The 14214-nt window shown below is 64.4% G+C and carries 14 protein-coding genes; 7 read left to right on the top strand and 7 right to left on the bottom strand.

All coding sequences use genetic code 11. The features are described from left to right. Nucleotides 1-23: 23 nt before the first annotated feature. The 3 genes from Q0897_RS03265 to dapA all read right to left on the bottom strand — a co-directional run bounded on the left by Q0897_RS03265 (nt 24) and on the right by dapA (nt 2174). A complete protein-coding gene (locus Q0897_RS03265; RefSeq protein WP_299307477.1) occupies nt 24-608 on the bottom strand; it encodes a DUF2062 domain-containing protein in 585 nt (194 codons plus the stop codon). A 141-nt stretch (nt 609-749) separates the two neighbouring features. Beyond that, a complete protein-coding gene (smpB, locus tag Q0897_RS03260) occupies nt 750-1232 on the bottom strand; it encodes an SsrA-binding protein SmpB (protein ID WP_202084320.1) in 483 nt (160 codons plus the stop codon). A gap of 60 nt (nt 1233-1292) precedes the next feature. Then, nucleotides 1293-2174 carry a 4-hydroxy-tetrahydrodipicolinate synthase gene (dapA, locus tag Q0897_RS03255; RefSeq protein ID WP_299307476.1) on the bottom strand — a complete coding sequence of 294 codons (882 nt, stop codon included), beginning with the start codon at nt 2172-2174 and terminating at the stop codon, nt 1293-1295. A gap of 162 nt (nt 2175-2336) precedes the next feature. On the opposite strand from dapA, the gene Q0897_RS03250 reads away from it, so the two are divergent. From Q0897_RS03250 to Q0897_RS03240, 3 genes are read left to right on the top strand one after another with little or no spacing between them, the layout of a single operon-like run. Beyond that, complete coding sequence (locus tag Q0897_RS03250; protein WP_299307475.1) at nt 2337-4358, top strand: lytic transglycosylase domain-containing protein; 2022 nt, start codon at nt 2337-2339, stop codon at nt 4356-4358. Between the two features lie 37 nt (nt 4359-4395). Further along, nucleotides 4396-4875 carry a transcription elongation factor GreB gene (gene greB, locus Q0897_RS03245; protein WP_299307474.1) on the top strand — a complete coding sequence of 160 codons (480 nt, stop codon included), beginning with the start codon at nt 4396-4398 and terminating at the stop codon, nt 4873-4875. 12 nt (nt 4876-4887) lie between these two features. Next, nucleotides 4888-5607, top strand: coding sequence for a 2OG-Fe(II) oxygenase family protein (locus Q0897_RS03240; protein WP_299307473.1), 720 nt, complete (start codon nt 4888-4890; stop codon nt 5605-5607). 100 nt (nt 5608-5707) lie between these two features. Here Q0897_RS03240 and Q0897_RS03235 read toward each other — a convergent pair whose 3' ends face one another. Next, nucleotides 5708-6367 carry an outer membrane beta-barrel protein gene (locus Q0897_RS03235; protein ID WP_299307472.1) on the bottom strand — a complete coding sequence of 220 codons (660 nt, stop codon included), beginning with the start codon at nt 6365-6367 and terminating at the stop codon, nt 5708-5710. A gap of 260 nt (nt 6368-6627) precedes the next feature. Here Q0897_RS03235 and rlmN point away from each other — a divergent pair, with 260 nt between their 5' ends. Continuing rightward, a complete protein-coding gene (rlmN, locus tag Q0897_RS03230) occupies nt 6628-7866 on the top strand; it encodes a 23S rRNA (adenine(2503)-C(2))-methyltransferase RlmN (protein ID WP_299307585.1) in 1239 nt (412 codons plus the stop codon). Between the two features lie 79 nt (nt 7867-7945). After that, a complete protein-coding gene (locus tag Q0897_RS03225; RefSeq protein WP_299307471.1) occupies nt 7946-8542 on the top strand; it encodes an NAD(P)H-dependent oxidoreductase in 597 nt (198 codons plus the stop codon). A gap of 75 nt (nt 8543-8617) precedes the next feature. Here the strand turns inward: Q0897_RS03225 and secA are convergent, their stop codons facing one another. Both secA and Q0897_RS03215 read right to left on the bottom strand, forming a co-directional pair. Continuing rightward, entirely contained in the window at nt 8618-11386 is a 2769-nt protein-coding gene (gene secA / locus Q0897_RS03220) for a preprotein translocase subunit SecA (RefSeq protein WP_299307470.1), read from the bottom strand. A 111-nt stretch (nt 11387-11497) separates the two neighbouring features. Continuing rightward, on the bottom strand, nt 11498-11767 hold the full coding sequence (locus tag Q0897_RS03215; RefSeq protein WP_299307469.1) for a hypothetical protein: 270 nt from the start codon (nt 11765-11767) through the stop codon (nt 11498-11500). A 102-nt stretch (nt 11768-11869) separates the two neighbouring features. Here Q0897_RS03215 and argJ point away from each other — a divergent pair, with 102 nt between their 5' ends. Continuing rightward, complete coding sequence (gene argJ, locus Q0897_RS03210) at nt 11870-13090, top strand: bifunctional glutamate N-acetyltransferase/amino-acid acetyltransferase ArgJ (protein WP_299307468.1); 1221 nt, start codon at nt 11870-11872, stop codon at nt 13088-13090. A 32-nt stretch (nt 13091-13122) separates the two neighbouring features. Continuing rightward, on the top strand, nt 13123-13887 hold the full coding sequence (locus Q0897_RS03205; RefSeq protein WP_299307584.1) for an inositol monophosphatase family protein: 765 nt from the start codon (nt 13123-13125) through the stop codon (nt 13885-13887). Here the strand turns inward: Q0897_RS03205 and trxA are convergent. Beyond that, nucleotides 13884-14204, bottom strand: coding sequence for a thioredoxin (trxA, locus tag Q0897_RS03200; protein ID WP_299307467.1), 321 nt, complete (start codon nt 14202-14204; stop codon nt 13884-13886). The genes Q0897_RS03205 and trxA overlap by 4 nt on opposite strands. Nucleotides 14205-14214: the final 10 nt, after the last annotated feature.

Raw genomic sequence — 14214 nt, 5'->3', positions numbered from 1 at the left:
GGCCCGTACAGGCTCCGCCGGGGTCAATCGCCCGACCCGGCCTGACGTTCGCGGGCGAGAATGCGGGCCTCCTGCCGGATGGAAAGCGCGTGGCGGCGGCGGCGCCCCACCTGCCAGCGCCACAGCCAGCCGGACACGAAATAGCCGACGATCGCGGACCCCACCGCAAGCACGACGAAGCCGAACGCGGTGACGCCGGCGGTTTCGAAGAACTGCCCCATCCGACTCCACCAGCCATTGTCGATATGATCGGACAGAGGCGCCCCGGCATAATAGTCCGCCCGCAAAAGCGCGCCGCCGACCCGGTTCGCGAACACGACCCAGAACGGCACGGTGAACGGGTTCGTCACGAAGGTCACCGCCGCGGCAAGCGGCACGTTCGCCCGCGTGGGAAGCGCCAGGAACGCGGCGAGGAAAATCTGGCCCAGCGGCACGATGAACGCGGCAAAAAGGCCGAGCGCCACGCCGCGCGGGACCGATCGGCGGGTAAAGCGCCACAATTCGGGGCTCAGAAAACGATGCGCGATCGGGGCGAGAAAGCGGTTGCCCGCCATCCCCTCGCGCGTGGGCATCCGGCCCCGCGTCCAATCGATCAGTCGCTTTTTCATCCGCCGCTCTTCATCGTCGGTCCCGCAAGTACGCCGTGACCCCGCTGCGCGCAATACGCATTGCGGGGACTATAACGGATGGTTTCGGCAAAACATAAGGCTTGCGGCCTGCATCGCGAATGAACCGCGATGCCGAACGGATCAGCTATGTTCGCGCAGAATGCGCTGCTGCTGCCGTTTCCAGTCGCGATCCTTCACCGTCGCGCGCTTGTCCGCGACATTCTTGCCGCGGGCGAGCGCGAGTTCCACCTTCGCCCGGCCCTGCCCGTTGAAATAGATGGAGAGCGGCACAAGCGTCATGCCCTTGCGTTCCACCGCGCCGTGAAGCTTTGAAATCTGCCGTTCGTGGAGCAGCAGCTTGCGCGGGCGTTTCGGTTCGTGATTGAACCGGTTGCCATGGCTGAATTCAGGGACGTTGGCATTGACGAGCCAGACTTCGCCCTTGCGCAATTCGGCATAGCTTTCCGCGATCGAGCCTTCACCCCCGCGCAGGCTCTTCACCTCCGTGCCGGTGAGCGCGATGCCCGCCTCGAACACCTCGTCGATATGGTAATCGAACCGGGCGCGCCGGTTTTCGGCGACGGTCTTCTGCTTGTCGAAGCTTGTGGGTTTGGGACGTGCCATAGGCGCTGCGATGTAGGGTGCGATCGCGTCCAAGAAAAGGGCGATCGGCCAATTACCCGGTTACAGGAGCCCCGCATGGTCGAGCGCGGCATCGACCGCGCGCCGTGCCGGTTCGCTGCACAGCGTGAGCGGGAGCCGCAATTCGTCGCTGATCCAGTCGTGCACGCGCGACAGGGCATATTTGACCGGCGCGGGGGAGCTGTCCTCGAACATGGCGTAGTGCAGCGGGTAGAGCCGGTCGTTGATCCGGCGCGCCTCGGCAAAATCATTCTCGACACAGGCTTGCTGAAACTCCGCGCACAGCTTGGGGGCGACATTGGCCGTCACCGAGATGCACCCCACCGCGCCCGCCGCATTGGCGGGAAGCGCAAGCTCGTCATCGCCCGAAAGCTGACAGAACGCGCGACCGATGCCCATGCGGTGATCGACCACGCGCGACAGGTCGCCGCTCGCATCCTTGATACCGATGATCTTGTCGGGGAACAGGTTGACCAGCTCGCACACCGTCTCCGGCTCGATATCCGTCACGGTGCGGCCCGGCACGTTATACAGCACGATCGGCAGCGCGGAATTGTTCGCAAGATGCGAGAAATGCGCGATCAGCCCGGCCTGGCTCGGCTTGTTGTAATAAGGCGCGACGACGAGTGCGGCATCCGCGCCGAACTTCTCCGAATATTCCATGTGCATGAGCGCGCTCGCCGTGTCGTTCGAGCCGCATCCCGCGATCACCGGCACGCGGCCCGCGGTGTGCTCGACGCAGACCTCGATCACGCGGTGATGTTCGTCATTGGTCAGCGTCGAATTCTCACCCGTGGTGCCGCATGGAACGAGCGCCTTCGACCCGTTCTCGATCTGCCAGTCGATCAGGCGGCGAAACGCCTTTTCATCGAAAGCCCCGTCGCGAAAGGGGGTCACCAAGGCAGGAATGGACCCTGAAAACATCGACATGGCTCCGTATCACAAAACAGGTTGCGCGCCGGGGACGACCGGCACGGGACGCAGGCCGGAACGCGATGCGCCCCCGACCGTTCAGCGCGTGATAAGGAGGGTCGCCCCATAATGTCCAGCATGACCACGAACCAAACCCAAATTCGCCCATCCCGAATGCGCAGTCCGAAGGGCCGCGACCGTTTGATGCGTGCCGGCATGGCGACCGCGCTGGCGATGGGACTTGTGAGTTCCGCGCCCTTACTGGCCCAGGATGCAGGCAGCTTTGCCGATATTCGCTGGTCGCCTGCCGACTGGGACCGGGCGCGCATGCAGAACATGGCCGTCGCCCCCGGCCCGATGGCACGCGCGGTGATGCAGTGGAACACGCTGATCGCGCGGCGCGACGCGGGGTTCGACGCCTATGCCGGGTTCCTCAACCAGTATCCCGGTTTCCCGCAGCAGGACACGCTTCGCCTTCGGGCGGAGGCGGCGTTGAGCGACGAATATGTCGATCCGACGCGGCAGGTCGCCTATTTCGACCGGCATCCGCCCATCGGCAATTCGGCGCGGGCGCAATATGCCCTCGCGCTCAAGGCGCTGGGCCGGCCCGAGGCGACCGGAATGGCGCGCGCGGCATGGCGCGGCGGCGAGATGAGCCCCACGGCGGAGGCCAGCCTTGCGGCGCTCTATGGCCCGCTGTTCACGGCCGAAGACCACGAGTCGCGCATGGACTCGCTCCTGTGGCAGGGTGCCAGGGAGGCGGCGGAGCGCCAGATCGGCTTCGTCACCGGCGAACGGCGGCAGATCGACATGGCCCGGCTTGCCGCGATGCAGGGCACCGCCCCCGCCTCGATCGGGCTTCAGGTGCCGGCATCGGCGAACAGCGATCCCGGCTATATCTACAATCGCGCGCGGCAATTGCGCGAATCGAACCAGTTCGCCGCGGCGCAGAGCCTGCTGGCCAATGCGCCGCCGTTGGCGGGTCTTCCGGACGATGCGGAGCACTGGATCGAGGAATTGCGCCGCAACGCGGAATTCGCGCTGCAATCGGGCGATGTCGGGACCGCCGCGCGCATCGCCGACCGCGCGGGCGAGGCGTTCGCCCCCGGCACGGATGTGAGCAAGCTTTCGGGCAGCATCCGCGACGATTACGAAAAGCTGTTTTACCCCATTGGCGAGGCGGCGCTGGCACGCGGCGACACCGGCACGGCGGCGCGCATGTTCGCCACCTATGGCGCATCGCAGCGCACCGCCCCTGCCCGCACGAAAGGGTTCTATTTCGCCGGGCTTGCCGCCGAACGCGCCGGGATGGCCGATTTCTCGCGGCAGCAATACGAGGCCGCGGCCGGCTACCCCGATCAGTTCTATGGGCAGCTCGCGCTCGAACGGCTGGGCCGGGAGCTGAATGCGCCTGCCGCCACGCTCCCCACCCCGACGAACCAGGCGCGCGTGCAATTCGCCGCCCGCCCGCTGGTGCAGGCGGTACGCGAAGTGGGCCGGATCGGCGACTGGCGCACGGCGGTCTATTTCTTCCGCGAACTCGCCGAAAGCGCGGAGACGCCGGAGGATTTCGCGCTCATCGCCGAACTCGCCCGCGAGACCGGACGCCGCGACCTCGCCGTGATCGCCGGGCGTGAAGCCGCAACGAAGCAGGTCTACGGCTTTTCGCAATATGCCTTTCCGCGCATCGACGTGCCGGCGGGCCACGAACGCCACTGGTCCATCATCCACGCCATCGCGCGGCAGGAAAGCCAGTTCGCGACCGACGCGGTCAGCCATGCCGGTGCACGCGGGCTGATGCAGCTCATGCCCGGCACCGCGCGGGAGCAGGCGGGCAAGCAGAACCTGTCCTATCAATCGAGCGCGCTGATCGACGATCCGCAATATAACATGCGGCTGGGCGCGGGATATTTCGGGCGCATGCTCGACAGCTACGGGAGCTATCCGCTTGCCGTTGCGGCCTATAATGCCGGGCCGGGCAATGTGAACAAATGGCTGCGCGCCAATGGCGATCCGCGCAATGGCGGCATCGGCTGGGTCGAGTGGATCGAGGCGATCCCGTTTACCGAAACGCGCCGCTATGTCGCGCGCGTGCTCGAAAACGCGGCCTATTATGATGCGCTCTACCCCGATGCGGGCAATCGCAGCGGCCCCTATCCGCTGAGCCATTATCTGGGGAAACAGCCCGGACGGTGATGACAATAATCGCCCCTGCCCGATATGGGTGGGGGCGATGAAGACACCGGGCAATCCCATATCGCCGCAGGGCATGGCCGCCCTGCGCGCACGTTACGACCATCTCTTGGGCGAGGAACGCCCGCGCATCGTCGACATCGTGAGCTGGGCCGCGGGCAATGGCGACCGCAGCGAGAACGGCGATTACATCTATGGCCGCAAGCGACTGCGCGAAATCGACCGGGAGCTTGGCCATCTGTCGCGCCGGATGAAGGCGGCGCGCGTCATCGACCCCGGCGCCCCGACCGATCCGGACCGCGTATTTTTCGGCGCAAAAGTCACCATCGCGGACGAGGATGATGTGCAGCGGATCGTGCAGCTTGTCGGCGATGACGAGGCGGACGCCGGCGATGGCCGGATCGGCTGGGGCTCTCCGCTCGCGCGGGCGTTGCGCGGCGCGTCGGTCGGCGACGTGCGCATCGTGCGCCTCCCCGCCGGGGACAAGGAGTGGGAAATTGTCGCCATCGACTATGCATGAACGGGGCCGGCCGTGACGCTTTTTCCCCTTTCACTGAGCGAGGAACGCGCTGCCGTGTTGGCGCGGTCGTTCGCGCGCGATGGCCGTTTGCGGATCGGCGATATTCTGGCGCCCGACGATGCGGGTGCACTGTATCGGTACCTGTCGGACGATGGCGAATGGTGGCGCACGCTGAACATGGGGGAGAAGAGCTGGGATCTCGGCCCGGAATCTCTGGCCGCCCTGACCGCTAAGAAGGAACGCGAACTGTCCGCCGCGATCCATGCGCAGGCGACGGGCGGGTTTCAGTATGTCTACGATCGTATCCGCGTGTCCGACGACCCGGACGAACGACGGGCGCGCGACTGGCCGGTCGACCGCTTTGTCGAGGCGATGAACAGGCCGGAAACCCTCGCTCTCCTGCGCCTCGTGACGGGCAGCGATGCCATATCGCATGTCGATGGGCAGGCCACGCGCTACCTCCCGGGTCAGTTCCTCACCGCGCACGACGATGCCGTCGCGGGAAAGAACAGGGTCGCGGCCTATGTCCTCAACCTCACGCCGAAATGGCGCAGCGAATGGGGCGGCCTCCTGCAATTTCACCGGGCGGACGGCGATATCGAATGCGGCTTTTCGCCGGGCTACAACGTCCTCAACCTGTTTCGCGTCCCGCAAATGCACAGCGTATCCTTCGTCGCGCCATTCGCCGCGGAACCGCGGCTCGCGATTACCGGCTGGCTCCGGCACGACTAAGGCTTGCAGCACGAAGGCAAAGCGGGCCGGAACCATGCATCTGGTCCCGGCCCGCCGCCTGTGTCATCCCGCCCGTAAGGACGGTGTCATGCTCTTCGGATCAGAAGCGGATACCGGCCGATGCCACGATCTGGTGACGGTCGGTGTCGATGTCGTAACGGTTCGAATCCACGCCGTCGAAATCAATCTCCGCCTCGCCATAGTTCGAGTAGCGATACTCGATCTTGGTGAACGTATTCTGGTTCAGCGCATATTCGAGACCGGCACCCAGGCGATAGCCGTCGGTGTCGATATTCTCGCGGATCTCGCTCTCACCATCGCGGCTCAACACGTTGTAGCGCGCATTGGTGTAGCCGCCCTTCACATAGGCGAGGAGATCGGGCCGGACCTTCGCGCCGACGCGCGCGCCGATATAAAGGTCGCGCCCCGTGTCGACCCGGCCAAGGCCGAAGCCTTCGAAATCGGTGCCGTCGCTGAATTCGGTCTTTGCCGTGGAATCGGTGTATTCCCCTTCCACGCCGACGACCGCGCCGCCCAGATCGACGTCATAGCCGACGCCCACGCCGTAAAGTAGGCCGTCGATGGACTGATCGTCCTGATCGTTGATGTCATTGTCGGCGTCGCTGCCAGCCTTCGAGATGTCGTAGCCGACGATGGCCTCGACCCGCGGCCCGGTGAAGGTCGCGTCCTGTGCCATGGCCGGTGCGGCGAGGCCCAGAAATGCGGTGCCGGTTGCAAGTGCGATAGCTGTCTTTTTCATGATTACTCCAGTGTATCCCTCATGGGTTGGACGGGAGAAATGAGCGAGCGCAGGTTCGGTTTCATTAACCTCAAACAACATGTACATGAACGCAGGACAACAAACGTAATGCCGATTACACGGCACGGTTCGCCGTGAATTTGCTCTGTTCACCGCGTTTTTCCGCGACAATCCGCGACATGAAAGGCGCGGGTGTCCTTGCCGTCGGCGGCGCTGCGATGGGCTTTGCGCAATGGCGACGAAATGCCTATATCGCGCGCATGGATATACGCATGGATATACCGGGCCACATCGATCCCGTCCCCGTCCCCCGCCCCGTCACCCCGCGCGAGGATGGGCGCACCGACATTCTCGGCCTGCCCAAGGCGCAGATCGCGGACCTCTTCCGCGAGGCCGGGCTGGACGCGAAACAGGCGAAGCTGCGCGCGAAGCAGGTGTGGCACTGGATCTATCACCGCGGCGTCTCCGCGTTCGAGGACATGACCGACATCGCGAAAACGATGCGCCCGTGGCTGGCCGAACGTTTCGTCATCGCCCGGCCCGAAGTGGTCGAGGCGCAACATTCGTCGGACGGGACACGCAAATGGCTGCTGCGCACGGCGGACAGCCATGATTTCGAGATGGTGTTCATCCCCGACGCGGATCGCGGCACGCTCTGCGTGTCGAGCCAGGTCGGCTGCACGCTGAATTGCCGGTTCTGCCATACCGGCACGATGCGGCTGGTGCGCAACCTGACCCCCGGCGAAATCGTGGGTCAGGTCATGCTGGCGCGCGATGCACTGGGCGAATGGCCGAAGGGGCGCATGGATGTCGGCGAGGTCGAGGACGAAAGCGAATATCGCGCCGATGGCCGCCTGCTCACCAATATCGTGATGATGGGCATGGGCGAGCCGCTCTATAATTTCGACAATGTTCGCGACGCATTGAAAATCGTGATGGATGCCGAGGGGCTGGCCCTGTCGCGGCGGCGGATCACCCTGTCGACCAGCGGCGTCGTGCCGATGATGGATCGCTGCGGTCGCGAGATCGGCGTCAATCTCGCCGTGTCGCTGCATGCCGTGAACAAGGAAACGCGCGACGAGATCGTGCCGCTCAACCGGAAATACGGGATCGAGGAACTGCTGCAGGCCTGCGCCGATTACCACGGGGCGTCGAATGCGCGGCGCATCACCTTCGAATATGTCATGCTGAAGGACAAGAACGACAGCGACGAGGACGCGCGCGAGCTGGTCCGCCTCATCCGCAAATACGATCTGCCGGCGAAGGTGAACCTCATCCCGTTCAACCCGTGGGACGGGTCCGCCTACGAATGTTCGGACCCGGCGCGGATCCGTGCGTTTTCCAATATCGTGTTCGAGGCCGGCATCAGCGCGCCGGTCCGCACCCCGCGCGGCCGCGACATCGACGCTGCCTGCGGACAGCTCAAGACCGCGGCGGAGCGCAAGAGCCGCGCCGAACTCGACCGGCTGGCGGAGGAAAAGCAGGCCGCGCTGGGATGAACAGGCGCAGGGGTTGAACTTCGATGGTGCACCGCACCATATGGGCGGTCAATCGAACCACTATCGGAGTAACCCCCCAATGCAGATCCTTCGCATCGACAGCAGCACCAATGGCGCAAGTTCGGTCAGCCGCGAGCTGACGCAGGCCATGCTCGACCATTTCAAAGAGAAGCACCCGGATGCCAAGATCATCGAGCGTGATCTCGGTACGATGCCGCTCGCCCATCTCAACCCTGTGACGACGGGCGCGATCCGCCTCCCGCAGGATCAGCATACGGACGACATGGCCGCCGCCTTCGGCCCCGAACGCGAGGTGCTGGACGAATTTCTCACCAGCGACATCGTCATCGTCGGTGCGCCGCTCTACAATTTCACCATTCCGAGCGCGCTGAAAAGCTGGATCGACAGGCTCGGCGTGGCGGGCGTGACGTTCAAATATGGCGAGAACGGCCCGGTCGGCCTGGCCGGTGGACGCCGTCTCATCATCGCATCGGCACAGGGCGGGCAATACGGCGACGACGGCGCGACGGAGCATCAGGAAAGCCTGCTCAAGACATTCTTCGGATTTATCGGTATCGAGGATATCGAGATCGTCCGCGTCGACAAGGTCGGTTTCGGCGAAGACGTGCGCGAGGCCGGCATCAAGGCCGCGAAGGAACAGATCGCAAAACTCTGATCCGCGCTCACCTGCCGCAAAAGAAAAGCCCCGCCGGTCGGCGGGGCTTTTCTGTGTCCGGGGTGAACGCGGGGTTCAGACCGCCGCGCCGTGGCAATGTTTGTACTTGTTGCCCGAACCGCACGGGCATGGGGCGTTGCGGCTGATGTCCTGCCCGGCCCAGGGGTTTTCGCTCTCCGCCCCCCCCGGCCCGGCCTGCGCGAAGCTCGACCCGGCGAGCGCGCCGAACAAGGCTTCCTGCCCGCGCGAACCGTCGCCATCGTTGGAATTGTCCCGTCCGGTCAGCGGATCGACATGGCCGGTCATCATGCCCGGATTGGTCAGGAATTCCGGCAGGTCCGGCAACACCGGCGGCGGCGCCTGCTCCGTCATGCGCAGCTGGCTCTTCATCAGCAGGCCGGTGACATCCTCGCGAATGATTTCCAGCATGCGTTCAAACAGGGCGAAGGCCTCCTGCTTGTACTCGTTCAGCGGCGTCTTTTGCGCATAGGCACGCAGAAACACCACCTGCCGGAGAGCGTCCAGCGTGGCCAGATGCTCCTTCCAGTGATGATCGAGCCGGTCGAGCAGCACGGATTTTTCGACCTGGCGCCACATGTCGATTTCGACGTCGGCCATCTTCGCGTCGATCTTCGCATCGGCAATCGCAGCGAGCCGCTGCTCGATATCCTCGGGATCGATGCCGTCCTCTTCCATCCACGCCTCGATCGGCGCGTCTTCGCCGGTAATCTCGGCAAAGCGGGTCTTCAGCCCCTCCACGTCCCATTGTTCGGGATAGGAACCGGGCGGGCACGCATCCGCCGTGATGGCATTGATGGTATCCTGCCGCATTTCGACGACGACGTCGTCGACGGTCGCGGAATCCATGATATCGGCACGCTGCTCATAGATCACCGTGCGCTGATCGTTCATCACATTGTCGTATTCGACGACCTGCTTGCGAATGTCGTAATTGCGCGCCTCGACCTTTTTCTGGGCCGTTTCGATGGCTTTCGACAGCCATTTGGACCCGATCGCCTCGCCATCCTCCAGATTCGAGTTCATCATTTTCGAGAACATCGTATCCGGCCCGAAAATACGGAGCAGATCGTCTTCGAGGCAGAGGTAGAACCGCGACAGGCCGGGATCGCCCTGACGGCCCGAACGGCCGCGAAGCTGATTGTCGATGCGGCGGCTTTCGTGCCGCTCGGTGCCGAGCACGAAAAGCCCCCCTGCGTCGAGCACTTGCTGACGTTCGGCGGCGACTTCTTCCTTGATCCGGGCGATGGCCGCATCGCGGTCCGGGCCCTCGGGCACATCGGACAGCTCGTCTTCGGTGCGGAATTCCACATTGCCGCCGAGCTGAATATCCGTGCCGCGGCCCGCCATGTTGGTGGCGATGGTCACGGCGCCCATGCGCCCGGCCTGCGCGACGATATGGGCCTCGCGCTCGTGCATGCGGGCGTTCAGCACCTCGTGTTTCACGCCTTCCTCGGTCAGGAAGCGCGACAGGAGTTCGGATTTCTCGATCGAGACGGTGCCGACGAGCACCGGCTGCCCCGTTTCGTTCTTCTCGGCGATGGCGCGCGCGATGGCGCGGAACTTGTCCTGCGTGTTCTTGAAGAACTGGTCCTCCTCGTCCACCCGGCGGATCGGCAGGTTGGTCGGGATGGTGACCACGTTCATCTTGTAGATGTCGAAGAATTCCGCCGCCTCGGTCGCGGCGGTGCCGGTCATGCCCGACAATTTGGGATACATGCGGAAATAGTTCTGGAACGTGATCGAGGCCATGGTCTGGTTTTCCGGCTCGATCTTGACGCCTTCCTTCGCCTCCACCGCCTGGTGCAGGCCGTTGGACCAGCGGCGGCCGTCCATCATGCGTCCCGTGAACTCGTCGATGATGACGACCTTGTCATCCTTCACGATGTAATCGGTGTCGCGCTTGAACATCACATTGGCCTTGAGCGCCTGATCGAGGTGATGAACGACCTGCGTGTTTTCGAAATCGTACAGGTTCTCGGTTTCGAGAAGCCCCGCCTCTTTCAGCAATTGTTCGGCATGTTCGATGCCGTCCTCGGTCATGGTGATGGAGCGGCTCTTCTCGTCCTTCTCGTAATCGTCCTCGGTCATCTGCGTGACGACCGCGTGGACCTTGACGTAAAGTTCGGACTTGTCGTCGGTCGGGCCGGAGATGATGAGCGGGGTCCGCGCCTCGTCGATGAGGATGGAATCGACCTCGTCGACGATGGCATAGTTGAACGGACGGTGGACCTGCTGCTCGCGCGTGTGCTTCATATTGTCGCGCAGATAATCGAAGCCGAGCTCGTTGTTCGTCGCATAGGTGATGTCGCAGCGATAGGCGTCGCGGCGCTGCATCTCGTTCATCTTGGGGACGATGGTGCCGACCGTCAGGCCGAGGAAATTGTAAAGCTGCCCCATCCATTCGGCGTCGCGCGCGGCGAGATAGTCGTTGACGGTGACGACATGGACGCCCTTGCCCTCCAGCGCGTTGAGATAAACGGCGAGCGTCGCGACCAGCGTCTTGCCCTCACCCGTGCGCATTTCGGCGATCTCGCCGCGGTGAAGGACGATGCCGCCCACCATCTGCACATCGAAATGGCGCATGCCGAAAACGCGCTTGCCGCCCTCGCGCACGGTTGCGAACGCCTCGGGCAGCAGATCGTCGAGCGTTTCGCCCGCGTTCAGCCGCTCGCGGAACGCCGCGGTCTGGCCGGTGATCTGCTCGTCCGACATGGCCTCGAATTCGGGTTCGAGGGCGTTGATGCGGTCGACGATCTTGTCGAGCGATTTGAGGTAACGGTCGTTGGAAGACCCGAAAAGCGATTTGGCCAGGGCGCCGAACATGGGCGTTTCCTTTTGCGATGATGGGAAGAAGATGCACGGCGCCATGGCTCGTGCGCAAAGTCGGGAGACCGGGGAACCGGGCGGCAACGCGGCCAGCCCGGAGGCCGGATGCTATTCGTGGGCGCGGTCGGCGGACAGGATGACCGTCCGCGCGAAAATGGCCGGAGCCGATTGCAGGCGCAAAGGCCCCGGATGGGCGATATCCGCCGCGCGCGGCCTCGCCAAGGCGGTGATCGCGGCCGCCGCATCATCGATGGCGGCGCCATCGTCATGTGCGCCGCTGGCCGCGATTTCGTCCTGCGTGCGCGCGAATGCCATGCGCGCCTGTGCCGGTGTCACCACCGCCGCCAGGCCCAGCATCAACATAAAAAGAGCGATCACGCGTTTCATTGCGCCGCAAAGATAAGTCACCCCGCCGCATCCGTAAAGGCGGCGCGCGGTATTTATTGCGAGGTGCCTGTAAAGCCATTACCCGGTGCCGCCATGGACACATCGCCCCTCGCCCGCCCGTTTCCCGTCATGCCGCCCATCGCGGGCGCGGTGCCGCGCATCGCCCGCGCGCGGTACAAGGATTGGGACCGGTGCGACCTGACCTTCGTTGAGCTGGTCGAGGGAACGTCGGTCGCCGGCGTGTTCACGAAGAACATCTGCTGCTCCACCGAGGTCGAGATGGGGCGGGAGCAGGTCCGGCTTGGCCGGGCGCGCGCACTGGTCGTGAATGCGGGCAATTCCAATGCCTTCACCGGCTATCGTGGGCGCGAGGCGGTGGAGCAGATCATGGCGCAGGTGGCGGGCCATCTAAGCTGTGAGCCGAGCGACGTGTTCGTGTCCTCCACCGGCGTGATCGGCGTGCCGCTTCCCCTCGACAAGGCGCGCGACGGGGTGGAAAACGTGCTCCGCGCGCAGCCGTGCGACTGGCGCGCGGCGGCGGACACCATCGGCACGACCGACACCTTCGCCAAAGGCGCGCATGCCAGCGCCATGATCGGCGACACCCGCATCCAAATCGCCGCCATCATCAAGGGCAGCGGCATGATCGCACCCGACATGGCGACCATGCTGGGCTACCTCTTTACCGATGCGCAGGTTGCGCCCGCCTTCCTGCAACACTGCCTCTCCGCCGCAAACGAGGCGACATTCAGCTGCATCACCGTCGACAGCGAAACATCGACCAGCGACACCGTGCTCGCCTTTGCCACCGGGCAGGCCGGCAATGACGAGCTGGTCGATTTCGACAGCCCCGGCGCCGATGCCTTTGCCGCCGCGATCCACGATGTATGCCGGCAGATGGCGCATCTCGTCGTGCGCGATGGCGAGGGGGCGCAAAAATTCATCGAAGTCGCGGTGACCGGCGCAAAGGACGACGACAGCGCGCGAACCATCGGCCTTGCCATCGCAAATTCCCCCCTGGTGAAAACCGCGATCGCCGGCGAAGACGCCAATTGGGGCCGCGTGGTCATGGCCGTGGGCAAGGCGGGCGAACCGGCGGATCGCGACAAGCTTTCCATCGGGTTCGGCGGGGTATGGGCCGCGCGCGATGGCCTGCCGCTCCCCGATTATGACGAGGAACCGGTGGCACGCCATCTTCGCGGGCAGGATATTCGCATCGACGTCGACATCGGGATTGGCGAGGGACGTGCCACGGTGTGGACCTGCGACCTGACGCATGGCTATATCTCGATCAACGCGGATTACCGCACGTGACCGATGCGCTGACCCGCGATGTCGCCGCCTTGATGCGCCGCGCCGCGCGCGAGGCGGTGATGCCGCATTATCGCACGCTTTTGGACGCGCAGATCGTGGAAAAAGCGCCCGACGATCTCGTCACCGTGGCGGACCGCAAATCCGAAGCCATGCTGAGCGAGGGGCTCGCCGCGATCCTGCCCGAGGCCACGATCGTCGGCGAAGAGGCCGCGCATGCCGATCCCGCGATCCTCGACCGGCTGGGCGATTCGCTGTGCTGGATCATCGACCCGATCGACGGCACCCATAATTTCGCGCATGGCCGCCCGCCTTTCGGCATCATCATCGCGCTGGCCGAACATGGTGAGACGGTCGCGGGCTGGATCTACGACCCGTTAAACGACCGCCTGTGCCATGCGCGGCGCGGCGGTGGCGCGTTCGTCGGGGAGGAGCGGATCGCGGCGCGCACCACGGGCGAAAATCCGCCAGTCGCGGCTATTTCCGTCATGTTAATGGACGAGGCGCAGCGCCACGCGATGAAGCGGCATATCGCGCCGCATTACACGCTGACCGATATTCCGCGGTGCGCGGCGGAACAATATCCCCGGCTCGCGCTGGGTATCAATGACGTTTCGGTTTTCGAGCGCACGCTGGCGTGGGACCATGCCGCGGGCGTGCTCTGGCTCAATGAGGCGGGCGGCATGGCGGCGCGCCTCGACGGGAGTGCGTATCGCGTGGACGACCGCCGCACCGGGATGATCGGTGCGGCGTCGCCTGCGATGTTCGACGCGCTCGCCGAACGGTTGAACGAAGCTTAGAGCTCGCCTTCGATCCAGCTCTTGAGCTGCGTCTTGGGCGCGGCGCCGAGCTTCTGCGCGACCGGCTTGCCATCCTTATACAGGACCATCAGCGGGATCGACTGCACGCCGATTTCGCCGGGCACCTGCTGATTGGCCATGATGTCCATCTTCGCGATGGTGATCTTGTCGGAAAGCTCCTCGCTGATTTCCTCCAGCGCGGGGGCGATCATCTTGCACGGGCCGCACCAGTCCGCCCAGAAATCGACGAGCACGGGCTTGTCGGATTTCAGAACGTCGGTTTCAAAGCTGTCGTCGGTTACGGTCTTGGTCGCCATGGCGTCTATT

The sequence above is a fragment of the uncultured Croceicoccus sp. genome (genome assembly GCF_947496385.1).
In the GTDB taxonomy this organism is placed as follows: domain Bacteria; phylum Pseudomonadota; class Alphaproteobacteria; order Sphingomonadales; family Sphingomonadaceae; genus Croceicoccus.
The sequence above is the reverse complement of the archived record's forward strand: the minus strand, read 5'-3'. Positions and strand labels throughout refer to the sequence as shown.

Excerpts from the sequence above, each read along its gene's own strand:
- rlmN (WP_299307585.1), top strand. The coding sequence starts at position 6,628 with ATGGATATACGCATGGATATACCGGGCCACATCGATCCCGTCCCCGTC.
- argJ (WP_299307468.1), top strand. The coding sequence starts at position 11,870 with ATGGACACATCGCCCCTCGCCCGCCCGTTTCCCGTCATGCCGCCCATC.
- greB (WP_299307474.1), top strand. The coding sequence starts at position 4,396 with ATGAAGACACCGGGCAATCCCATATCGCCGCAGGGCATGGCCGCCCTG.
- trxA (WP_299307467.1), bottom strand. The coding sequence starts at position 14,204 with ATGGCGACCAAGACCGTAACCGACGACAGCTTTGAAACCGACGTTCTG.
- Q0897_RS03225 (WP_299307471.1), top strand. The coding sequence starts at position 7,946 with ATGCAGATCCTTCGCATCGACAGCAGCACCAATGGCGCAAGTTCGGTC.
- Q0897_RS03265 (WP_299307477.1), bottom strand. The coding sequence starts at position 608 with ATGAAAAAGCGACTGATCGATTGGACGCGGGGCCGGATGCCCACGCGC.
- smpB (WP_202084320.1), bottom strand. The coding sequence starts at position 1,232 with ATGGCACGTCCCAAACCCACAAGCTTCGACAAGCAGAAGACCGTCGCC.
- dapA (WP_299307476.1), bottom strand. The coding sequence starts at position 2,174 with ATGTTTTCAGGGTCCATTCCTGCCTTGGTGACCCCCTTTCGCGACGGG.
- secA (WP_299307470.1), bottom strand. The coding sequence starts at position 11,386 with ATGTTCGGCGCCCTGGCCAAATCGCTTTTCGGGTCTTCCAACGACCGT.
- Q0897_RS03205 (WP_299307584.1), top strand. The coding sequence starts at position 13,123 with ATGCGCCGCGCCGCGCGCGAGGCGGTGATGCCGCATTATCGCACGCTT.
- Q0897_RS03250 (WP_299307475.1), top strand. The coding sequence starts at position 2,337 with ATGCGCAGTCCGAAGGGCCGCGACCGTTTGATGCGTGCCGGCATGGCG.
- Q0897_RS03235 (WP_299307472.1), bottom strand. The coding sequence starts at position 6,367 with ATGAAAAAGACAGCTATCGCACTTGCAACCGGCACCGCATTTCTGGGC.